Raw genomic sequence first — 23,903 nt, forward strand, 5'->3', positions numbered from 1 at the left:
TTTCCTGTTATTAATTATTTAAAAGTACTTCTTTAGCACGACGACGAAATGACTCAGCATAAGCCGCGCCACGGGCACGTAATATAGGATCGGCGCTTGGCTCTATCCCTGTAGGAAGTACCAAGGGATCAAAGTTCATATCAGCACACACGCCTCCTTCTTGCGCCTGAAGGCTTGAGATAACTAATGTGCCTGCGTTAATTGTTTTGCGTGATTGTGGCCATAAAACAGTTGGGTTATTTTCATCATCTTCAGCGGTTGCAAAGCTAAACAGCATGTCGAATTTAACGGGGGCTTGTGCTACTTGATCTTTAAGTTGTAGCTGCAATGCATCGACTGAATCATTATTAAGTGGTTGAATGTTTTCATCATTTAATTGTGGTTTAGCAATCCAGCGTACGGCGTGCTTTTTACCGTGTTCATCAACCAAATAAAAAGCGTTAATGCTGTGGTATTGCTCAGTGGCAAAACTGCTGGTTGGTTTGTAACTGGCTTTCCAGTTATTAAATGCGGCACTTTCTGGATGCGCAGCAAAAAAGGCTTTAATTTTTTCAGGGCTGCGTTTTTTGGTTACCGGATCAGGGGATAGCGCTTGTAACTGTTTAAAAAACGCATCTGGCGTCGCTACAGCCATAACTGGAGGCGTATTCATTGCCACGCGCCATTCTTGGTTATCATCGGTAGTTATAGAAAACGCTAAACTGCGCACCGGTGCTTTTAAATCAGGCGCGGTTGGGTTATTCCCTGCAATAGAAAAACGGCCAACAAAAGGAGTGGCGCCTAAATCAAATACCTTGGCTTGTGAATATATAGCAAGCTCACCGGTAGACTCAAAAGACCCCGCTAAACAAATACCTTTAGCGTGAGCACGACGAAAACCCGCATGGGCTTGATCACCTTGTTGTAAATTAACAAAACGCTGCGCAGTAACCGCATCGCTGTTAAAAGCGCCGGTAAAATATAAAATCGTCAGTGCAAATAAAGTGATTATTGCAATTAAGGTGATTTTTTTACTCATGGTAGGATTAGACCTCGTATGATTATTTTCATGATGATTATGTTTGGAATTTTTCATAGTTTTAATTACGTCTTTAAATTAATGGCTAACCATTACTGAGATATGCTTTAGATCGGATAGCTTTTATTTAGTTATACCGACACGACACTCACAAGACCGACCCCAAGCAATTAATATTTCAATTCAATTAATAAAAATCCCACTTTAAGTATTTTAAATTCCAAAAATATAATCTTTATGAGCTGCGCTTTAAAAAAACCGATTGTTAATTATACTAATGTTGATACAAAGCAAGCATTGGGGTGCTGATTTATTACGTTCTACAAAATCACACAAATTAAAACAAAACCGTACAGCAATAATAAACTGTTGAAATTAAAATATTATTTATTACTCACTAGTTATCTACTGCTTTTTTCAAGTAGTAAGTAGTTATAGCTTAATAAACAGCATTACAGGTAAATTCGAAAATAAACACATTTACGCATTTTATAATTTTAAACCACACAAAAATGCCAACGATTAACACCGCACTTTTTATTTAAGGTAAGCAAGATGATCAATAAACGATGTTTTACTAAATTTAATTTTATTAGTATTGCGCTACTGTTTTTGTTAGCCGGTTGTTCAGATAGCGAAGTCAGCACTCAAAAACAAAAAAAGCCTCGTCCTGTTAAGTTAATAACCATTGATGATGGGTCTCAATCAAAAACACTCACCTACCCTGCCACTATAGATACAATAAACAGCTCAAAACTGGCCTTTCAGGTCAGTGGTAAACTAGAAAAGCTCAACGTTATTGCCGCGCAAAACGTAAAAAAAGGAGACGTAATAGCCGCATTGGAGCAACGTAATTTTGTTAATGAAGTTAAATCAAGCAAGGTACAGTTTGAAACGGCCGACAATGACTATCAACGTGGTTTACAGCTTGCAAAAGATGGGGTTATTTCACAGCGAGATATAGAGCAACTAAAATCTAAAAAAGAAGTAGCCGAATCACAGTATGACTCAGCGCAAAAAGCCTTAACGGATAGCACTATTGTTGCTCCTTATGATGCCATTGTTGCAGAAGTTCCGGTAAAGCAGCTTGAAAACATCAGTGCTGGGCAACATGTAGTTACCCTTTTTGGTAAAGGTGAAATGGAAGCGGTTGTAAATATTCCCGCTTCAGTTGTGGCTACGGTTGATTCTAAACAAAACAATTCAGCGACTGTTATTTTACAAGATGTATCGGCTCCCCCTATTGCTGCCACATTTAGACGTGCCAATTTAGAAGCCGATTCTGCCAGTCAAACCTATGAAGTACGCTTTTCGTTTGCTGTGCCCAATAACCTTAATATATTACCTGGCATGAATGCCAGCCTAAAAATAGAGCGTCAAACGAGTTCAACTGCTACACGACTGGCGGTACCTACCTTTGCCATTTTTGAAGAAAACGGCCAGCATTTTGTATGGACTGTTGACCAACAAACAATGCAAGTATCAAAAACACTCGTCACTATTGAACAAGGTATTGGCGAACAACTGATTATTACTGCGGGGTTAAAAGCAGGTGATGTGATTGTAGGTGCAGGTGCAAACTATGTGACTGAGGGTATGAAAGTACGTCCTTGGACTAAAGCATAGGAGCGCAGTAATGGATTTAGCAAAGTGGACAATAAATAATAAATTAATTAGCACTATACTCATCATTTTAACGCTTGGCTTTGGTTTTTCGTCATACAAAAACATGGCTCGGTTTGAAGACCCCGAATTTATAATTCGCACCGCACAAGTATTTGTTTCTTATTCAGGCGCGAGCCCGCTTGAGGTTGCTAAAGAAGTGACCGAGCCGCTTGAGCGTGCCATTCAAGAGTTACAAGAAGTCGATACTATATCGTCGACCTCATCAACGGGCTTATCTGAAATTAAAGTAGAAATTAAATCAGAATTTTCGCCAACCAAATCTGAGCTACAAGTTATTTGGACTAAACTCAGAAACAAAATTAACGATACTCGCCCAACACTTCCTCCTGGTACAGGGACCCCCAAAGTGTTTGATGATTATGGCGATGTATATGGCTTGAGTTATTTAATTACTGCCGAAGGTTACTCCCCCGATGAACTGCATGCCTATGCTAAAACGCTACAAAGTGACATTTTACAAGTAGACGGTGTAGCAAAAGTTGCCATGACGGGCGTACAACAAGAGGGGATATTTGTAGAAATAGCCCGAGAAGAGTTAGCTTCTTTAGGCGTGTCTATTAATAACATTTACGGTATTTTGGATGAACAAAACGCCGTATTGAGTGCAGGTAATACCCAAATTGGCGATCAACGTATTTTTATTGATCCCACCGGGGAAATAAACTCCGTTGATACCATTAAAAACCTACTGGTAAGTGCCAGTGCTAAAGGTAAAACCATTTACCTAAAAGATATTGCCAATGTATACCGCGGTTTTCAAAGCCCAGCAACCAAGTTAGTGCGCTACAACTCCAAGCCTGCCATATCACTGGGAGTTGCCAGTGTATTAGGCGCTAATGTGGTAAAAGTATTTGACCGCGTTGATGACAAAGTAAAGCAAACTGAAAACCTAAGACCGCTTGGCATCAGCGTGCATGAGTTTTATCACCAAGGAAAAGTGGTACAAGACTCTGTCGATAACTTTGTGGTTAATGTATTAGTGGCGCTGGTGATTGTCATGGTCACGCTGCTGCTATTTATGGGGTTACGCTCTGGGGTTATTATTGGTGCCGTGTTACTGCTAACTATTTTTGCGACCCTTGCTACCATGGACTTTAGCGGTATACCCATGCACCGTATTTCCTTAGGTGCGCTTATTATTGCCCTCGGTATGATGGTTGATAATGCGATTGTGGTGACAGAAGGAATTTTGGTAGGCACACAACAAGGGCGTAAAAAGTTAGACATTGCCAGTGAAGTTGTAAAACAAACTAAATGGCCACTACTTGGCGGCACATTAGTCGGCATTGTTGCCTTTGCACCTATTGGCCTCGCACCGGGCGATACAGCTGAATTTACCGGTCATTTATTTTGGGTTATTTTAATCTCTTTGTTATACAGCTGGTTATTTGCCATTACCCTAACGCCCCTGTTTTGTTATTGCTTATTTAAAGAACAAGATACCGATACCTCAGCATCAGTAAAACCTAATAAACTTATGGCGTTGTATCAATCGGTTGTGGTGTCGGCGCTTCATCATCGCTGGTTAACGGTTACTGTCGTGGTTGCCATGTTTAGTGTGTCTATGTGGGGTTTTCAATTTGTAAAATCAGGATTTTTCCCAGCTTCTACCACGCCGCAAATGGTGGTTGATTTTTGGTTACCGCAAGGCACCGATATTGAAAAAACCAAAAAAGACATGCTCAAACTTGAAGCGTTTGTAAAACAACAAAACGGCGTTGAAGGCATACAAACTCTTATTGGTGGCGGCGGATTACGTTACATGCTTATTTATGGCAGCGAATCACCCAACAGCTCTTACGGGCAAATTTTAGCTAAAGTCGATGATTATAAAAAACTAGATCAACTCTTACCTAGGGTACAAAACTTCATCGATAACAACTTTGTGGATGCGCAAGGCAAAGTATGGCGCTTTGTAATGGGCCCCGGTGGTGGCTCTAAAATAGAAGCCACATTTAAAGGCCCCGATCCGAGTGTACTAAGAGAGCTGGCAGCTAAAGCAAAAGCCGTATTAATTGAAGATGGCGGTGCGCTGTCAATTAAAGACACCTGGCGACAACGCATTAGTGTTATTGAGCCACAGTACTCTGCCATTAATGCACAGCGCGCGGGTGTAACGCGCAAAGCCGTTGCCGAAGCACTGCAACAAAACTTTTCAGGGCAAATCGTTGGCCAATATCGTGAAGGCGAAGAGCTCATTCCTATTATTGTCAGAGCGCCACAAAAAGAACGCGTAGACATAAACGATATTGGTAACATTCAAGTGCAAAGCAATATAACCGGTGAAACACTGCCCCTTGCTCAAGTCACCAATGGCTTTAAAACCGTATGGCGCGACGGCATATTAAAACGCGAAGACCGCGAATGGACCATAAAAGCTCAGGCCGATCCGCTGCCAGGCGAGCTTGCTTCTGAGTTGTTTAATAGAGTAAAACCTAAAATAGACGCCATTGAGCTACCACAAGGCTACCGCCTAGAATGGGATGGCGAATATGGTCAATCCAAAGAGTCTAATGAAATGCTCGCCTCAACCATTCCGCTTGGTTTTTTAGCCATGGTGTTAATAGTGATCGTGCTGTTTAACGCATTAAAACAACCTATTATAATTTGGCTAGTCGTGCCCTTAGCGTTAATTGGCGTTGTTTTTGGGCTGGTAACCACACAAATCCCATTAGAATTTATGGGACTGCTAGGCTTGTTATCACTCTCTGGTTTATTGATTAAAAATGCCATTGTATTAGTGGATCAAATGGATATGGAAATACGCCAAGGAAAACCACGCTATGAGGCCATTATCGATTCGGCAAATAGTCGTGTAAGGCCAGTAATGATGGGCACACTCACCACCGTACTAGGGGTAATACCACTATACTTTGATGCGTTTTTCCAATCGATGTCAGTGGTACTGGTGTTTGGTCTACTGTTTGCCACCCTACTGACTTTAATTGTGATCCCCGTGCTCTACGCGATATTTATGAACGTTAAACAAGGCGAACAAACAACTAATTAATACTAACGAAAAAAATTGGCCATGCTTAGTAAAAAGTCATGGCCAATTATTAAATCGCGACTATGCAATTTATAAAAAATTCCAGCCAACATTACAGACTTTTCAAGCACTTTACGAGGCTAAAAATTCCGGTCGAAACTGCTATCGATTTTCTAAAGAAACACGCTAATTTTTAGTATTTTATGAATTTAGTCTACGGTTTCAAGATTGCGCGTTTTTCCGGAATGAATTATCACTTTTAGTTCTAACTTTTGCCATTAACATACCGCAAGTTTTATTATATAGTGGAGCCAAGAATTCATTGCATAGTAATGCATTTAGATTCATTCATTAAATTAACTATTCATTTTTATTAAAAATATAACATATCAAGTGCAGTCTATGTGTCTTCTAATGAGTTATACCAATAACAAACGTAATAATAACCATATTACAATCCAGAATTTTAAAAACGAGGTAAGCGCATGTTATCAAAACGCATAATTCCTTGTTTAGACGTAAAAGACGGCCAAGTCGTTAAAGGCGTTAAATTTAAGGGCCATGAAATAGTCGGCGATGTTTTAACACTTGCTAAAGCGTACAGTGAAGCCGGTGCCGACGAACTGGTATTTTACGAGATCAGTGCAAGCGTTGAAAAACGATTACTCGATGTGAATTGGGTAGAAAATATTGCCCGCCATATCGATATTCCATTTTGTGTAGCGGGTGGCATTAAATCGGTAGCCGATGCAGCGCGCGTGCTTGAGCGCGGCGCTGACAAAATCAGTATTAACAGCCCAGCCATTGCCCGTCCTGAGCTTATAAAAGAGTTACACGATGAGTTTGGCAAGCAGTGTGTGGTTGTCGGTATTGATAGCTTTTACGATGAAACAACCGGTGAATACTTAGTGTATCAGCTTACAGGCGATCCTAATGCCTCAAGCCGTACTCGTTATAAAACCCAAGAGTGGGTTCAGCGCGTGCAAGACTTAGGCGCTGGCGAAATTGTTTTAAACTGTATGAACCAAGATGGCGTTCGTAATGGTTACGACAATGAGCAGCTGAGTAAAATTCGCGAGCTGTGTGATATTCCTTTAATCGCCTCTGGCGGTGCGGGTAGCATGCAAGATTTTGTTGATGTATTTAAACAAAGCAAAGTAGATGGTGCATTAGCCGCCAGCGTTTTTCATAAAAATGTGATTAACATTGGCGAACTAAAACAATTTTTAACAGATAACCAAGTGGCAGCAAGATTATGCAAGTAACACAACAAAACCAAGCTCAAGTCGATTTCGCTAAAAGTGAAATGATCCCTGCTATTATTCAAGATGCCCGCTCGGGTGTTATTTTAATGCAAGGCTTTATGAACAGCGAAGCACTAAACGTTACGCTTGAGAGTAATAAAGTGACGTTTTACTCGCGTTCAAAATCGCGTTTATGGACTAAAGGTGAGTCATCAGAAAACTACTTAAACGTAGTATCTGTGCATACCGATTGTGACTACGATTCAATTTTAGTACTTGCCAATCCAGAAGGTCCAACGTGCCACTTAGGCACACAAAGCTGTTTTGGTGATGAAGCAAAACCAAGTTTAAGCTTTTTAGCACAGTTAGAAGATGTGATTGTAGCGCGTAAAAACGACGACCCTGAAAAAAGCTACACAGCGTCATTATTTGCAAAAGACTTAAGCCGTAGTTGTCAAAAAGTAGGTGAAGAAGGCGTAGAAGTTGCCCTTGCCGCTATGAAACACGATAACGATGAGCTAACAAACGAGTCTGCTGATTTAATTTATCACCTTACAGTATTGCTACAACGCCAAGGCTTAGCCCTTGAAGATGTAGTTAAATGCTTGCAAGGTCGCCATAAATAGCACCTGCTAAAGCAAATTGAAAAAGGCTCATATCTTATGGGCCTTTTTATTTTTACAGTAAATCACGTGTGATATAGTGCGTGGCTAAATTAATCGGTTACTGTGAACTATGAAAAACTATATTACTCCTTCTATTGTCGCATTTATTTTAGTTATCGCGTTTATTTTAGCGGGCTGTACCAGCAAAACTAATCAGACTACAACTACAGCAACCACTACTACAACGAATCAGTCTGTAAAAACCACAGTAACACTCGATGAATGCAGCACCATAAATAACCTAATAAATGGTTATGAGTCTGGTTTTAATTCAATCAAAACAGATAAAGTAAATAACCAGTTTACTAATAAATGGCGTACTAATACTCATATTATTGGAGCAACCTGTACGGTTACTTTAAATAATTCAGAGCAAGCAAGCTACCAATGCCAAACACCTGTTAATACACAAACGCAAACCGTAAGGTCTCATCAAAAACTGGCTAAGCAATTACGCCAATGCTTAACCACAACAGGTTGGTTTGAAAGCCAAAAAGAAACAGCAAGTTCAATTTACAGCACATTTGTACTTAATACTAAAACCCCTGTCATTACACTCTCTACCAATCAAGAAGGTAATGGGTTTTCTACTCGCTTTGAAATTGCACCACCGTTAGGGCTATAATTATGCGCCAATTAAATCAAAACAAAAAACCATCTAAATTTAAAACTGATTGCCTAGGAATATGCGAAAGGCGCAGCGGTTACTGCACCGGTTGTGGGCGTACTAACGAAGAAATTTTTGATTGGATAATATTATCTGAAGATGAAAAAAAAGCGATTTTAGAAACACCACGAGCAGATGCTAACTCATAAAAAATAAAGCCCCTAAATGTTAAAAGTAACAGTTAACTAAAAACTTTTAACTTGTTGTGACTATTCATTTTAGTTGCGCTAATACAGCTTTCGACTACTTGCTCGAATGAGTTATTAATATCTATATTTATAACATTGGGCTCATCTTCTTTTGGCACTTCTAGCGCTTCAAATTGGCTTTTGAGTAAATCAACAGGCATAAAATGTCCTTTTCTGTCCTGCATACGGCTTTTAACCAGTTCAAAATCACCATAAAGATGTAAAAAGGTAATACCTGTATTTCCGTCACATATTTGTTCTCGGTATTTCTTTTTTAATGCAGAGCAGACTATTACCGCAATTTCATTTTTCTTTTCAATGCTAAATGCAGCATCACGTATTCTTTCTAGCCAAGGCACACGATCAGCATCGTTTAAAGGCTGCCCAGATGACATTTTTAATATATTAGCCTTGGGATGTAAATCGTCTCCGTCGATAAATTTAGCGCCAATGCGCTTTGCTAATGCATCACCCACACTTGACTTTCCTGTGCTTGAAACCCCCATTACAATATAAACACGACCTACATTTGTGTTACTCATGTATTTACCCTCGCCTTAATTTAATAATTAATTATTTTCAATGTATATATTATATTGAGTTACGGGTAACATGTTACCGGTAACAAATACGAAAGTGAAGTTAAACACACACTAAACATCATAATTCACACTGAATATAAGTAGGGAAAAATGTCAGATCTATCTTTAATACTAACAGCGGCAGGCTCCATATTTTTATTGCTTTTCTTAGTAATGAAAGTACGACTACATGCTGTCGTCTCTTTAATCCTTGTTTCTATGATTGCAGGATTACTCTCAGGAATGAGCCCTGAAATAATTGCCGGTACAATTCAAAAGGGAATGGCTGGAACGCTAGGCTTTGTAGCGGTGGTGGTCGCTTTAGGCGCCATGTTTGGCAAAGTAATGGAAGAAACCGGCGCGCTGGATCGTATTGCCCACACACTTTTACACCGTTTTGGAGAAAAAAACGCTAATTGGGCGCTTACCTTTACGGGCTTTATTTGTGCCCTCCCCCTGTTTTTTGATGTAGCCGTTGTACTTTTAATCGGTATTGTTTTTGCTGTGGTAAGAAAAGGCGGTGGCAGCGTTGTTAAAATTGGTATTGGGCTACTTGCTGGAATAGCGTCTTGTCAGGCGTTTCTTATTCCTGCGCCAGGGCCGATTTTGGTTGCCTCTCAATTAGGCGCTGACTATGGTTATATGATTTTATTTGGCCTTATTGCTGCCATACCGGCAATGATTATAGGAGGTCCAATTTGGGGCTCTATTATTTCTAAATCTATTCATGTAGAACTCCCACAGCACGAACAAATCGACGATAACCAAAGAGTTGGTAAAGGGACGCCTAGTTTTGGATTAGCATTAGGTTTGATTGCTTTACCATTAATTATGATTAGTTTAAATACTATTGGTAGTCGCTTTGTTGAAAAAGACTCTGATTTATATAATTGGTTAGCCTTTATAGGTCATCCATTTACTGCAATTTTAGTTGCCTGCCTAATGGCATTTTATTTGCTCGGCGCAAGGCGCGGTGTCCCTAATGCTAGAATCATGGAAATTTGTGGTAGTGCCTTACAACCTGCGGGAATTATTATTCTTGTCACTGGTGCCGGTGGGGTATTTAAACAAGTATTAGTTGATTCAGGAGTAGGTACGGCACTGGGTAATTACTTAGCTGGCTCAGGCTTACCGATTGTAATACTCGCTTTTGTATTATCAGCCGCTGTGCGGGTCATTCAAGGCTCTGCGACAGTAGCTATGCTTACAGCGTGTGGCTTAATTATTCCAATGCTTCAGCCTTTAGGCCTTGATGGAGCGCAGCTTGCCGCTGTTACCATCGCTATTGGTGGGGGCTCTATTGTGCTCTCTCATGTAAACGACTCAGGATTTTGGTTAGCGAGTCGCTATCTCGGTTTGAGCGAAATGCAAACTCTTAAAACATGGACAGTTATGGAAACCATTATTGGTACTGTTGGCGCACTTGTCGCTATGATTATTTCTCTGTTTTTGTAAAATTACAGTATGTAGAGTTATCATCACACATATAAAAATTACCTGAGCCTTTTGTTATTTAGGCTCAGGTAATTAAGATCATGTAATTAAGCTCATGTAATTTGAGTATTTAAACACTCTCACCTAGATGAACTATATAACCAGTATCAATTACTTGCTTATAATTCATGCTAGTATCCAAATCGGAATTAATCCGGCTCAACAATTCTCTTCCCGCAACATTACCTATCTGATAACGAGGGGTGATCACACTTGCTAATTGAGGCACCATTGCTTGGCCAATATCATGACCATGAAAACCCACAACCCCCATTTGGCTAGGCACTAAAATATTGTTTCGCTGGCACTCAAAAATAGCCCCAATTGCTAAATCATCATTAGTACAAAACAAACAGTCAGTATTTGGGTATTCGGCACGCGCTTTTTGTAAAAGTTCAGCGCCTAAACTGTAAGATGAAGCTTGATCAGTCATCACACTTTTAGGCGTAAAGCCTTTAGCTAACATAGCATCTGAATAACCTTGAAATTTTAGGCGTGTTCGTACATCGAGCCTTGCTCCAATATAAACAATATTGCGATAGCCTTTATTTAAAAGTGCTGTCGTCATATCAAAAGCTGCTTTAAGGTTATCAAAACCAACCGCTTGTTGCATAGGAGAGTGATGAGTATCCATTATTTCAATCACAGGTACGCCTGACATTTCAATCATTTTTAGCGTTCTGTCTGTGTGTGTGGTTTCTGATAAAATTAAACCATCAACGTGGTACGACAATAAATACTCAACCCGTTTTTCTTCAATTTCAGGGTTGTAACCATAATGGGCCAACATTGTTTGATACCCTGCAGGCCCTGTTACATCTTCAATACCTCTTATAACTTGAGCAAACACGTGATTCGTTAACGATGGAACGAGTACACCAATAGAGTAGCTTTTAGCATTAGAGAGTAAATCAGGGGCTTTATTTGCAATGTAACCTAGCGTATCAATAGCTGCACTAATTTTAGTGCGAGTAGACTCTGATACTTTTTCGGGATTACGTAAATAACGACTCACCGTCATTTTGGTTACACCAACCGCATCGGCAATATCTTGAAGAGAAGAACGTTTGTTTTTTTTCATCACACACAATTAAATAAAATGTTACTTGTAACATACCAACTATTGTGAAAAATCACTACTTTTAGCCATTTTTATTTAGGTTATCACTAAGCGATTACCCAAGAGATTTAAATAACCTAGACCTATTTTAATGAATAAATCTGTATTTGTACCAATAACATTAAACAGAGGCTCAGATACTCCGAGCCTCATCGTAATTAAAAACTTATAGCAATCTCAACAATTGCGAACCAGGTACGCCGCTTTGTGGTAATAACGCGGGGGTAACTGCAAATACTTCTGGAATTTTACTTTTAATTTCATCCATCTTTTTACGGTTATTTTGTTTATCATAAACATAATATTTAAGGATATTTCCGTATACATTGTCTTTTGCATCAACCTGCTCTAGGGTTTTTAATGCTTTATCGTAATCAGCAAGGTAAATGTATGCCAGTGCTAAGTTATCAGCAGAGCCAACATGTAGCTTCCCTTCAAGCTGTTTTGATAAATCTTCAAGCTCTGCAACAGCAAGCTCATAACGCCCTAGCTGTATATAGGCCGTTGCTAGTGAATTTTTTAAAAAGTAAGGCGGGTTACTGCCCGGCTCGTACCATTTTTCGTAAGCACTCAGTATGTCATCATATTGCTCAAGTTTAGAGTAAACGTGATTTAGCAGCCTAAAGCTTTGTAGTTTGATTTCAGCTTCTTCAAAACCAGTAAGTTTGTCTCTATTCAAGTGCCAATCTTGAATGCCTTGCGCAGCTTGGCTTAACAGTTCAGGGTTATCACTTTTTGCCCCAGCAGCGCTTTTTAGAAGCTGTGCAAGTTGTTGTTTATATTCTTCACTTTTAACAGGAGCCTGAGACGTATTATTACTTTGCTGTTTGTTATCTGAACTACCGTCTACAATTTGCGCTGCAGCTAAAGCACTAAAAGACATTGCCGCCGCAACCATAACCAAATATTTACTTTTCATTGTTTTTTCCTTGTTTAACATTTTGATCCTCTGAATATTAAAACTCTTAGAATGAGCAATATTCAAAAGTGGGGGGGTAAAAAAGTTAGGCGAGCTTTTAGCACTTTGCTCTTGTAGCAATAAACTGGCTAAATCCAATTGGTATTTACCTTTTAGCTTTTGCATACACAACTCATCACAGCTAAGTTCGAGTTGCTCTTTTGCTAAACCAGTTAACTTTAAGCAAATAGGATTCCACCAAAAAACGCTTTCTATAAAACAAATAAGCCACGTCCAATAAATATCACCTTGTTGTAAATGAGTTACCTCGTGTTGAATGACTGAATCTAATTCTTTACGGTGTGTCATCGTCGACTCTAACCAAATAACAGGCTTTATTAACCCGGTAGCAAAAGCAGGTTCTGTATGGGTTGTTAGTCTAATTGGATACTGATTGTTAATGTGGTTAAGTTCAGGACTTGGCTTTGAGTTAATGTATAAATTTTTTATAAGCTTTACATATAAGCCCACGCGTAATAAAAACAGTCCAAAACCACTAACAAGCAAAATAATAAAAATATTACTCATTGATGGAACAAAGTCCCACATACTCTGCTTACTTAGTAGCGTGTTCGGAGTCGTTGTGTGTAAGGTATCTGGTATTAATACTTTTATATCGGGAACAATTTGCGCCACATTTAATGTGTAACGTTCTGATCCTTCAAAAAATGATAACTGAGATAAGTATTGCCAAGGGACAAACCAACATGCCAAGGCAATCATTAAAATGTAAAAGTTTAATCGTGCTGGGGCATTTTTAAGCCCTTTTACTGTAAGCAAAATACATAAGCTAATAAGTGTGCAAGTTAGTAAATAATCCGTCATTACCCTCTCCTTTAATCTAACTTCTTATTTTTTAAAAGCGTTTGTAAATATTCTATATCTTCATCATTTAGCTTTTCTTCTTTGATAAAGTGGGCAATTAAACTACGAGAATTACCTTTAAAAAATCGTTGCATAAAACTAGGCATAGCTTGCTCCGATAATGTGTCTTGAGTAACTATTGTTCTAAAAACAATAGCTCGCCCTTCATGTCCACAACGCTCAATCGCTCCTTTGTGTTCTAACCTATCTACAATAGTCTTAACTGTTGTATAGGCTACTTTTTTATCTTTTTGCTTATCAGCTAAAAGCACCTTATGTAGTTGACTCGCGGTACAGGGCTCTTCCTGCCAGAGCAGCTGCATAATATCCATTTCAAAATCACTAAGTTTCATTGTCGCTCCTATTACTACACTTGTAGTGGTACTGTTACAAATGTAGTAGTAAGTAATCTTAGTGTCAATACAAAATTGACATGTGAATAAAAAACAAACGGTAGAAATATAAAAGTCTTAGGAAGGTTTTATAAAAAAGGTAGATAAAATAAAGAGGTATACTTATTAATAGATTTTAGAAAAACATAAAAAACGATAGTTTATTTTCAACTAACGCTTTTTATGCTTTAAAGTTTTTTATGAAAGGTAGTGAGGTAACTATGCTTTATCGAGCGCTTGGCTTACATCGGCAATTATGTCAGCAATGTTCTCAATACCGACCGATAAACGAATTAAATCGCGGCTTACGCCCGCATTAGCAAGCTCTTCATCATTTAATTGGCGGTGTGTGGTTGACGCAGGATGACACGCAAGCGACTTGGCATCGCCAATATTAACTAAGCGTAAAATCATGTTTAGCGCATCAATAAAACGAGTGCCTGCTTCTAGGCCACCAGCAATACCAAAGCTTAAAATACCCGATGCTTTGCCACTGGTAATTTTTTGACTCATTTCTTTATACGGGCTTGATTCAAGCCCTGCGTAGTTAACCCAAAGCACTTTTGGATGATTTTCTAAATACTCAGCCAAGTGCTGTGCATTTTCGCAGTGGCGATCCATTCTTAAGCCTAAGGTTTCAAGGCCGATTAAAATGTCAGATGCGTTTTTAGGGGCAAGCGCTGCGCCAGTATTTCTAAGTGGCACTACTCTACAACGACCAATAAATGCAGCTTCAGCAAAAGCTTCGGTATAAACCACATTGTGATACGACGGATCGGGCTCGTTCATCATTGCAAAACGCGTGGCATTCGCTTTCCAATCAAATTTTCCTGAGTCGACAATCATGCCGCCAATAGCAGTACCGTGCCCGTTTATATACTTTGTAAGTGAGTGAACCACTATATCGGCGCCCAGCTCAAATGGGCGGCATAAATACGGCGTAGCCACGGTATTATCAACAATAAGCGGCACACCTTTGCTATGTGCAATACGTGCTAAACGTTCAATATCAACAATATTACCTGCAGGATTACCAATAGATTCACAAAAAACAGCGCGGGTGTTGTCGTCAATTGCATTCTCGAACGCGGTAAAGTCATCGGCTTTAATCATGCGCGCTTCAATACCTTGCCTAGGTAAGGTATGTGCAAATAAGTTATACGTGCCACCATATACTTGGCTGGTACTTACAATATTAGTGCCTACTTCACACAAGCATTGAATAGCATACGTAATAGCGGCCATCCCAGAGGCAACAGCTAGCCCACCAATACCCCCTTCCATTGCAGCAATACGTTGCTCAAGTACGGCATTAGTTGGGTTCATTATGCGGGTGTAAATATTTCCAGGTACTTTTAAATCGAATAAATCAGCGCCATGCTGCGTGTTGTCAAATGTATAAGAAGAAGTGTGATAAATAGGCACGGCTGCCGATTTGGTCGTAGGCTCAGATTCGTAACCGTGGTGCAGTGCTAATGACTCTAATTTCATAATTATTTCCTTCAATTAATTTACCACTAACCTAGCACTTCTTGGTTATAAAATGTACATGAAATATATTTAAGGGTGTTAAGGTGATTTGATTTAAGTTAAGGCGGTTAATAGCTATGAGTTCAAGGATTATGTTCTTTTGAACTTTTTAGAAAAGCCATATAAAAAAACTTTATATGGCTGTGTTCTTCCATTAGGTAGTAAGTTATTTTAAGGTTATATTTAATGAATTAGTATTAAGCACTAAATAAAACAAGCTTAATCGAAATATGTATTAGAAACTTTAGAGGACAACATAAATTACTAATATTATTTGTATTGTATGGCTCGAATATATTCAATAAGTTGGTCAACAGGAAGCGGCTTTGAGAAAAAGTATCCTTGAATCCTAATACCTTTATATCTAGATAAGTGTGTAATTAGCTTTTCATCTTCTACCCCCTCTACTACCACTTTTTTGCCTAAGTCATAACAAACTTTGATAATGGTATCTAAAAGCTTTCGTTCTTTCGTATCTTTATCCGCTCCAAGAGTAAACTCTCGATCAATTTTAATAATGTTCGCGGGCTGATTAGCAAGATATGACAAACTTGAAAAACCAGTCCCAAAATCGTCTATAGCAACATTCAAACCTGAATTAATTAATTCAAGTAATGTTTTCTCTATAGATGTCTTTTCTTGAAAGGAGGACTCAGTGACTTCAACAGTGAAATTTTTATATGTGATGTTATTTTGAGTAAGTAAATGGAGTAAGTCGATAGAAAAATTGTCTTTAATAATCTGCTTGGTTGAAAAATTAACTGCTACGGTTATATTTTGCAGTTGCGAATGTTTTTTTATATCGTGAAGGACTTGATTTAAAACTTGTTTACCTACTTGAACTATTTGACCCGTAGTTTCTGCTACAGGGATAAATTTTGCCGGAGAGATCCATTCACCGTTACAACACCACCTAACTAGCGCTTCAACACCTACAATTTGGTTCCCATTCAAGTTATGTATAGGTTGGTAGAACACTTCTAATTCGTTGTTCTTTAGAGCCGTGTGTAAATTATTTCGGATAATAATTTTTTCGCTGTGTTTATCATCCATTATTTGTTGATAAAAGTGTATTTGATTCCCTCCAAGCTCTGTAGATTTTTCAAGGGCTATATTTGCTTGCTGAAGGTTAAGCTTAAAATTAAATAATTCGGGGGTTTGATAAAATACCACTCCAGCACTTGCAGTAAGATTGAAGTCAAATGTGTCTATACAGTACGCTTTAGATAAATCGAGTATTAGAGCCTCAATTTTTTGCTCAAGGATAGCTGGTGTAGTATCTGTAAAATATAAAACAAAGCTATCGTTAATTCCCTTAGAAATTAATACTCGGTTGTCAACATTTATACTTATTCTTTCAGAAGCTTTTTTCAGAATTTTATCACTGATTTCATAACCTAAAGAGTTATGTATCTCTTCATAAAAATCTAGTTTAACTATTACAGTTGCAAAATTACTATATCCTCTAACCGAGCTAAGCTGCAGAAACTCTTCTTCCAAAGCTTTCAATCTCAGTAAACCAGTTAATTCATCATGCTTTGTACTAAACTCTAAGGCTCTTGATGAATCAGCTACCAGTACAAAAATAAATATAAATAGAAACGTAAACCATAATATTAATTGATCAATTATGGTATCAATGTGTATTGCTTCATAGTCATTGATAAAGGTATAGACATTATGTTCAACTAAACCCATCACATTTATTTTTTCAGTGATAAAATGGTTATAACGGCTAGTTAGCTTGTTTAAATCAGACTGAGTTTTATTTTTATAGTCTACTGAAAAGTATACATTTGGAGTTAATTCTAAATATGTATCATACCGACTAAGATATTTTAAATAACTTTTCTCTAATAATAAGTTCATATCTAGTAAATTTAATATATAAAAACGACTTTGATTCGCAAGTTTAACAGGGGCTAAAAACATTAAAATTGGTATATCGGAGTCTAGAGTTAATGAGTTAGCTGCAAATTGGACTTCCTCTATATCTCTTTTAAGCCATAATTTTATTGTAGGTTTTTCTAGCATTCCATTTAAGTAAAAACTGCTAGAAAAATTATCGCCTGAAATATAATTTAATTCATTATCAAGAACTAAAACACCTTTGATTATATTATAATCACTAATGTAATTTTTTGAGTCTATATTAATTAGACGCATAAAATCTTCAAAACTAACTTTTTCTACTCTAGTCTTTATTCTAGCTAGAGCTTTTTTCTGTGAAGCCAAAGAGCGGTTTATCATTGTTTCTAATAAGTGTATTTTTTCTCTTGCATTAGCATCTTGGGTTCTGACTAGATTCAAAGATGACTGATGCCACACAGTTGAACCGATTAATACAACTATAAATACGACTAATTTTATTTTTTTCATTTCATTTATTTTTATATTTTTATGAAAAGCTTTGATAGTAATTGCTGAAAAACAAGTAAACATAAAAATGGCGTACAATGATAAAGTAAATGGGTTGTTATCAAGGCTTCCCAGATCGAAATTAACCTGCATATGAAATAAAAAAGAAAACTGAATAAATAGAAAACACAATGCAGCAACTGTAGCTATTGCGATGCAATACTTCTTTGTATATAGACTTACTTTTTTTATGGTTGCTAAAACGCCTGCAATTAACAGTGAAATTATTGCCGTCGTGGGGCTTATCACCTTCATTAATTCATACCCAGAAAAAGTAGATTCAACCATTCCTAGTGCAAAAATAATACAGTGAAAATACAAAATAGCGCTATATAAAATACTAGTCGCACTTCTTGTCACATTCAATCTCATATCATAACCCATTAAATTTATCAGCTGCCCCAATGCAGTTTAAAAGGATTGCTTATATAATTCAATGCAAACATAAAGTATTACTTATTAATCATTTTTCTTGTGAAGTGGCCGAGAAATACACTTTTGATTGTAAGACCTCCAAGTTGACATCCATGTTTTCATTATATACGATACATAATAAATCATATACGGTATATATAATGGGAATAGTGAAAATATCAGATGGGCTGCATGAAGAAATTAGAAAATCGAGTAATATCATGTCCAGATCTATCAATTCACAAGCAGAGTTTTGGATTAAAATAGGCATGCTTGCTGAGTTAAATCCGACACTTACCTACCATGAAATAATTAAAAAACAACTCATAAAAGAAAAGCTTACTATTCAGGATCTTTTGCATGAGTAAAGCAACAATAAAGACTGATGCAGAAATTGAGCTCATGAGAGATTCAGGAAAGCTTTTAGCTCAGGTATTTAAAATGCTTGATGATTTTATTTGCGAGGGCATAACTACGTTAGATATAGACACTAAAGTAGAAAGCTATATTACCAATGTGTTACATGCTCGTCCTGCCAGTAAAGGCCAATATGGCTATCGGTATTCATTGAACTCATCTGTTAATGACGTAGTGTGCCATGGTGTACCCAATAATATTTATAAATTAAAAAACAAAGATATTTTAAATATTGATATTACCTTAGAGAAAAATGGTTATATCAGTGATTCAAGTAAAATGTATACTTTTGCAGCGACAAGCTCAGAAGCCAAACGATTGGTTAAAACGACTTATGATGCTATGTGGGAAGGTATTAAGGTGGTAAAGCCAAAAGCAACGCTTGGTGATATTGGCTATGCTATTCAAAAGCACGCTGAATCTTCTGGTTATAGTGTAGTACGTGAATATTGCGGTCATGGTATTGGTAAAGAAATGCATGAAGAGCCGCAAGTTTTGCATTATGGTAAACCTCATACAGGGTTAGTGCTTGAAGCAGGTATGACCTTTACTATAGAGCCTATGATCAACCAAGGTTCCAAGAAGGTAAAAACTAAAAAAGATGGATGGACAGTCGTAACAAAAGACAAGAAACTTTCTGCTCAGTGGGAACATACCGTTCTAGTAACAGAAACGGGCTTCGAAGTTTTAACACTTCGCGATGAAGAGAAGCGTGCTTAGCAAAACTAAGTTATGCTACTGACGTATACAAACCGTAACCCATTATGATTAATAAAAAAGGCGCTTCCTTTACGGTAAGCGCCCTTCTGTTATCTCACTAATTACTTATTTTACGATTGTCATTTCGTCTAATAAGTTTTGTGCATTATCTACTTTATCCATTACCCACAGCATGTAGCGTGAATCAACGTGGATTGAGCGATTAAGCTCAGGGTTGTAATCCCAGTCACCAATAATACTTTCGTAAACACCGTCAAACAGTAAACCAACAAGCTCTGCTTTGCCGTTAAGTGTTGGCGAACCTGAGTTACCACCGGTAGTGTCTACATTTGATAAAAAGTTTACTGGTACTGTATTCATGCCGCCCGTGTAATCACCGTAAAGCTTGGCTTTAATTTGCTCTTGTAACTTTTTAGGTGCATTAAATGGGTCAACATCGGTGTTTTTAGCGAGTAACCCTTCAAGCGAGGTAAAAGGTGTTGCTACCAAGCCATCTTGAGGTGAGTAGCCACCTACGGTGCCATAGGTTACTCGTAATGTGCTATTGGCATCGGCGTATACAGGTTTGTTTTTAGCTTTGTTAAACGCAATGATTGCGCTCATTAGCTCTGGGCGAGCTGCTTGTAATTTACCTGCAAGTGCTTTTGATTTATCTTCCTGTGCTTTCATTACTTTAAATATGGCTTTAGCATACTGCACAAATGGGTCTTGGCTTTGATTTAGCTGGCTAAACGATTGTTCAAATAATGAATTGCGAACAGTGGCATTATCGAGTCTTGACTGCTCATACATGCTATCAAGTAACGCGCTTTGAGTTGCTTTATCAAACCCATTTTGTACTTTAAATACGTTATCAACTTCGCTAAAACGCTCTTCTTTTGGAAGTGCTGCATACAGCTCTAAAAAGTGCAGTAAAATAGCTTTATCTACTTTGCTATCATAACGGCGGCTCATACGCTCAAGCCCCGCTTTAATGCGAGGTAAATCACGTTCTTGATAACCAGATTCACGTTCGCTATTTGGCTTTTGTTTTTCGTAAGCTAGGCGGTATAAACGTCGTGCTGTGCTGATCATTTGTGAGCGATGTACATAACCTAACATTCGGTCGCGTTCACTGTGCTCTTGTGATTGTGCAATTAGCTCAGATAGCTCACCTAATACGCTTCCGTATTGCTCTTTACGCTCACCATCACTATTGATCCATTGTGTTAACTCTTGCTCAAACTGTTTTTTGCGCTCAAGCATAGTGCCTTTTTTGAAGCTTTCGATCATCGAACCATAGTTTTTAATATAGTTGTTATAACCTGCAATGGTGCTTTCGTAAGCAATACGCGCTTTACTGCCGTCTTCTGAGTTTTCTTCAATAAGCGACACGTATTTTGAGTTATGAACGCGTGCTTTAGGGTAGCTGTCGTTAAATACGTTATCTACCTCTGTTGCTATACGGTAGCGGTTAGTACGCCCTGGGTAGCCTGTAACCATTACAAAGTCGCCTTCTTGCACGCCTTTGGCACTTACTTTTAGGTAAGAGTCAGGTACGTAAGGTACGTTGTCTTCGCTGTACTCAGCTGGTTTTCCATCTTTGCCTACATAAGCACGGTAAAAACCAAAGTCGCCTGTGTGGCGCGGCCACATCCAGTTATCTATATCGCCACCGTATTTACCTACGCCCATTGCCGGTGCATAAGATAAACGTACGTCTTTAATTTCAAGTGACTTAATTAGGTAAAACTCTAAGCCACCATGAAATGAATACACATTACAACGGTAGCTTTCGTCGGCTTCACACTGGGCTACTAGCGCTTTTTCGTTTTTTACTATTGCGTCGTAGCGTGCTTTACCGCTTAGTTCTTCAATACCTTTACTAACTTTGTCAGTCACATTAGTAACTGTTTCTGTGACGTATACGCGTGAACCCGGCGCTGCTGGTAAGTCCTCAGCAGGACTTTTAGCTAAAAAGCCATTTTCTAAGATATTGTTTTCAGGCGTTGAGTTGTATTGTACCGAGCCATAAACACAGTGATGGTTTGACACAACTAAACCTTTAGGCGATACAAACGATGCTGTACAACCACCTAGGCTAATTACCGCATTCATTGGGAATTCGGTTAATTTAGAAATAGATTCAACATCAATTTCAAGCCCCTTGGCTTTTAAAATTGATTCTAACTCTGGAAGTTGGTGTGGTTGCCACATGCCTTCGTCGGCTAAGGCACTACTTGAAAGTGATAAAGAAAATGTGGCTACTAATGTAGCTACAAGAGGTTTTAAACGCATTATAGAATCCTTTTTATTTGTTTCTATAACAGGTTACTCGCGATGGGACAATAAGGTCAATAGCCGTGCAATGAATTGTTACAATCGAGTGTTTAATCTTACTTTTTATCAAAATTCATCGAAAAATCAAGAAACTGTTTTGCTGGTATTGGTTTACTAAAATAGAAGCCTTGCATAAAATCACAACCCAATTCGTTCAATAAAGTATGCTGCTCTTTTGTTTCTACACCTTCGGCTACCACTGTCAGTCCTAAGCTGTGCGACATAGCAATAATTGCCTTTACGAGATTACAATCTTCATTGTTTAGTACAATACCATCAATAAAACTTCTATCTATTTTAAGTACATTAAAAGGGTATTCTCTCAAATAACTTAATGATGAATAACCTGTACCAAAGTCATCCATTGATAAGTTAATGCCTAATGCAGTAATTTCAGTCAGTATATCAACAACATTAGTGTGGCAACTCATCAATACTCCCTCAGTTATTTCAAGCTCTAAACTTTCGGGGTTTACGTTTGCTTCACTCAATGAGTTTTGAATAAAACTGAGCAACCCTACGTCTCTAAATTGGCGAGGAGATAAGTTAACAGCCATGGTGTATTTTTGTTGGCGTTTACAGGTACTTTGCCATGTGTTTAAAAAGTGTAATACTTGGCTAATTACAAACTTACCAATAGGTACAATTAATCCTGTATTTTCGGCAATAGGTATAAACTCATCGGGTGTTACATTACCTAGCACAGGGTTATGCCAGCGTAATAACGCTTCTGCACCAATGATGTGTTTATTTTTGGCGTCAAATTGGGGTTGGTAGAATAACTCGAATTCATTACGCTCAAGGGCGCCACGCATCTGCTCTTCTATTACGAGTCGGCGCTGAATAATTACGTTCATCTTTTTAGTAAAAAATGAATAAGTATTACGACCATATGATTTTGCTTGATACATTGCAGTGTCAGCATTTCGTAATAAATCAGCAACGGTTGTACCATTTTCTGGGTATATGGCTACACCAATACTCGCTGTTAGTATGTGTTCCCGACCCTCAATCTTAAAAGGGGCTCTAAAGTTATTGACCAGTTTTTCAGTGATTTTTAGCGCTGCATGGTGATCAGTTATACCTCGTAGTAATACGATAAACTCATCTCCACCTAGGCGCCCTACCGTGTCGTCTTTTCGCAGTGCCTCTTGCAGCCTTTGCGCTGATTCAATTAAAAGTTTGTCTCCTGTTTCATGGCCTAAAGAGTCATTTATTTTTTTAAAATCATCTAAATCCAAAAACAGTACCGCCGCTTTCTCGTTATTTCTTTGTGCTTCAATAAGTAATTGCGACAAACGATCAAGTGCTAAAAAACGATTTGGGAGTAAAGTTAGACTATCGTAATACGCTTGATGTCTAATTATTTCATCTGATTTATGCTGTTCTGTAATATCTCGAATAATAACCATTAACTGGTTATGTTCTGTTATTTTATTTATTCTTGCTTCAAAAAAAACGAGCCCATGGGGCAAAGCTAGCTCGTATTTAAAGCTCATCATCTGCTCTTTTTCTAATACAAGATTGATATAAGTTTCAAATTTTTTGGCTACGTCCTCAGGTAATACATCACCCATTCTTTTACCAATAAATTGCTTTGGCTTGGTATAGAGATCGGTCTCATTACTGGCATGATACTCAATAATAGTTCCATCGTTTTCCATCAAGAAAAATAAGTCAGGAATTGCTCCAAAAATAGTTTTTAGCATATGCTCATTAAATGACGCATCCGCTTGTGCCTTTTTAACCTCAGATAAATCAATATCAATACAGTACATTTGTTTTGTATTATATTGATTTGTAAACATAACATGGCTGGAAAAAACCGATACATTGTTTCCATCTTTGTCTTGTAAGATAATTTCAGATGCTGGAATTTCTATATCTTTTTTTACCCAATCACTATGTGCGTTAATAACTAACTCACACATTGGCTCTGGAATTATAAGGTCTTCTATTTTTTGTCCTATGGCTTCTTCTTTGGTATATCCATAAAGTCGCTCACTGCCTTCATTCCAATAAATAACACGACGTTCATTGTCATAACCTTGAACAGAAATAACATTTACCGCATCAAATAACTGATGCAAATAGTCGTTAATTACAAATTGATGGGTTAAGTTTGAAGTCGGGTTATCTAATTTCATTTTGAGGCTATATCCATAAATAATTTTATTTAATAATAGAGAAATACTAAATAATAATTAAATTTAATTTTA

The 23,903-nt window shown here is 37.9% G+C and carries 18 protein-coding genes; 9 read left to right on the top strand and 9 right to left on the bottom strand.

What is annotated here, in order from left to right; translation table 11 throughout:
* Positions 1 to 10: 10 nt before the first annotated feature.
* Entirely contained in the window at positions 11 to 1,018 is a 1,008-nt protein-coding gene (locus tag I6E85_RS07645; protein ID WP_101163485.1) for a catalase family peroxidase, read from the bottom strand.
* Between the two features lie 555 nt (positions 1,019 to 1,573).
* Here I6E85_RS07645 and I6E85_RS07650 point away from each other — a divergent pair.
* From I6E85_RS07650 to I6E85_RS07675, 6 genes are all read left to right on the top strand, one after another.
* On the top strand, positions 1,574 to 2,644 hold the full coding sequence (locus I6E85_RS07650) for an efflux RND transporter periplasmic adaptor subunit (protein ID WP_101162867.1): 1,071 nt from the start codon (positions 1,574 to 1,576) through the stop codon (positions 2,642 to 2,644).
* Positions 2,645 to 2,654: 10 nt separating this feature from the next.
* Entirely contained in the window at positions 2,655 to 5,714 is a 3,060-nt protein-coding gene (locus I6E85_RS07655; protein WP_101162866.1) for an efflux RND transporter permease subunit, read from the top strand.
* 464 nt (positions 5,715 to 6,178) lie between these two features.
* Positions 6,179 to 6,958, top strand: coding sequence for an imidazole glycerol phosphate synthase subunit HisF (gene hisF, locus I6E85_RS07660; protein ID WP_101162865.1), 780 nt, complete (start codon positions 6,179 to 6,181; stop codon positions 6,956 to 6,958).
* On the top strand, positions 6,949 to 7,563 hold the full coding sequence (hisIE, locus tag I6E85_RS07665) for a bifunctional phosphoribosyl-AMP cyclohydrolase/phosphoribosyl-ATP diphosphatase HisIE (RefSeq protein ID WP_007580656.1): 615 nt from the start codon (positions 6,949 to 6,951) through the stop codon (positions 7,561 to 7,563). The genes hisF and hisIE overlap by 10 nt, the downstream gene beginning before the upstream one ends.
* A gap of 109 nt (positions 7,564 to 7,672) precedes the next feature.
* Complete coding sequence (locus tag I6E85_RS07670) at positions 7,673 to 8,227, top strand: hypothetical protein (RefSeq protein WP_197236776.1); 555 nt, start codon at positions 7,673 to 7,675, stop codon at positions 8,225 to 8,227.
* Positions 8,228 to 8,229: 2 nt separating this feature from the next.
* A complete protein-coding gene (locus I6E85_RS07675; protein ID WP_002960277.1) occupies positions 8,230 to 8,418 on the top strand; it encodes a DUF1289 domain-containing protein in 189 nt (62 codons plus the stop codon).
* 32 nt (positions 8,419 to 8,450) lie between these two features.
* Here the strand turns inward: I6E85_RS07675 and I6E85_RS07680 are convergent, their stop codons facing one another.
* A complete protein-coding gene (locus I6E85_RS07680) occupies positions 8,451 to 8,999 on the bottom strand; it encodes a gluconokinase (protein WP_197236777.1) in 549 nt (182 codons plus the stop codon).
* Between the two features lie 150 nt (positions 9,000 to 9,149).
* Between I6E85_RS07680 and gntU the strand changes: the two genes are divergently transcribed.
* On the top strand, positions 9,150 to 10,493 hold the full coding sequence (gene gntU, locus I6E85_RS07685; RefSeq protein ID WP_197236778.1) for a gluconate transporter: 1,344 nt from the start codon (positions 9,150 to 9,152) through the stop codon (positions 10,491 to 10,493).
* 109 nt (positions 10,494 to 10,602) lie between these two features.
* Here gntU and gntR read toward each other — a convergent pair whose 3' ends face one another.
* The 5 genes from gntR to I6E85_RS07710 all read right to left on the bottom strand — a co-directional run bounded on the left by gntR (position 10,603) and on the right by I6E85_RS07710 (position 18,186).
* Positions 10,603 to 11,613: a gluconate operon transcriptional repressor GntR gene (gene gntR / locus I6E85_RS07690; RefSeq protein WP_197236779.1), complete on the bottom strand. Its 1,011-nt coding sequence runs from the start codon at positions 11,611 to 11,613 to the stop codon at positions 10,603 to 10,605.
* Between the two features lie 205 nt (positions 11,614 to 11,818).
* Positions 11,819 to 13,435, bottom strand: a complete 1,617-nt coding sequence (locus tag I6E85_RS07695) for a M56 family metallopeptidase (RefSeq protein ID WP_010552958.1) — start codon at positions 13,433 to 13,435, stop codon at positions 11,819 to 11,821.
* 11 nt (positions 13,436 to 13,446) lie between these two features.
* Entirely contained in the window at positions 13,447 to 13,827 is a 381-nt protein-coding gene (locus I6E85_RS07700) for a BlaI/MecI/CopY family transcriptional regulator (protein ID WP_002960288.1), read from the bottom strand.
* 258 nt (positions 13,828 to 14,085) lie between these two features.
* A complete protein-coding gene (locus tag I6E85_RS07705) occupies positions 14,086 to 15,357 on the bottom strand; it encodes an O-acetylhomoserine aminocarboxypropyltransferase/cysteine synthase family protein (RefSeq protein ID WP_197236780.1) in 1,272 nt (423 codons plus the stop codon).
* Positions 15,358 to 15,666: 309 nt separating this feature from the next.
* A complete protein-coding gene (locus tag I6E85_RS07710) occupies positions 15,667 to 18,186 on the bottom strand; it encodes a bifunctional diguanylate cyclase/phosphodiesterase (RefSeq protein ID WP_231621020.1) in 2,520 nt (839 codons plus the stop codon).
* A gap of 203 nt (positions 18,187 to 18,389) precedes the next feature.
* Here I6E85_RS07710 and I6E85_RS07715 point away from each other — a divergent pair, with 203 nt between their 5' ends.
* Together I6E85_RS07715 and map are read left to right on the top strand one after the other, a co-directional pair.
* Positions 18,390 to 18,596: a ParD-like family protein gene (locus I6E85_RS07715; protein WP_024596935.1), complete on the top strand. Its 207-nt coding sequence runs from the start codon at positions 18,390 to 18,392 to the stop codon at positions 18,594 to 18,596.
* Positions 18,589 to 19,365 (top strand): type I methionyl aminopeptidase, encoded by a 777-nt coding sequence (gene map / locus I6E85_RS07720; RefSeq protein WP_197236781.1) that lies wholly within the window; start codon positions 18,589 to 18,591, stop codon positions 19,363 to 19,365. Before I6E85_RS07715 ends, map begins: the two co-directional genes overlap by 8 nt.
* Before the next feature lie 105 nt (positions 19,366 to 19,470).
* On the opposite strand, the gene I6E85_RS07725 is transcribed toward map, so the two are convergent.
* Both I6E85_RS07725 and I6E85_RS07730 read right to left on the bottom strand, forming a co-directional pair.
* Complete coding sequence (locus tag I6E85_RS07725) at positions 19,471 to 21,642, bottom strand: S46 family peptidase (RefSeq protein ID WP_197236782.1); 2,172 nt, start codon at positions 21,640 to 21,642, stop codon at positions 19,471 to 19,473.
* A gap of 98 nt (positions 21,643 to 21,740) precedes the next feature.
* A complete protein-coding gene (locus tag I6E85_RS07730; protein ID WP_197236783.1) occupies positions 21,741 to 23,831 on the bottom strand; it encodes a bifunctional diguanylate cyclase/phosphodiesterase in 2,091 nt (696 codons plus the stop codon).
* Positions 23,832 to 23,903 lie beyond the last annotated feature (72 nt).

This window comes from Pseudoalteromonas sp. NZS71 (assembly GCF_015864715.1).
Taxonomy (GTDB): domain Bacteria; phylum Pseudomonadota; class Gammaproteobacteria; order Enterobacterales; family Alteromonadaceae; genus Pseudoalteromonas; species Pseudoalteromonas arctica.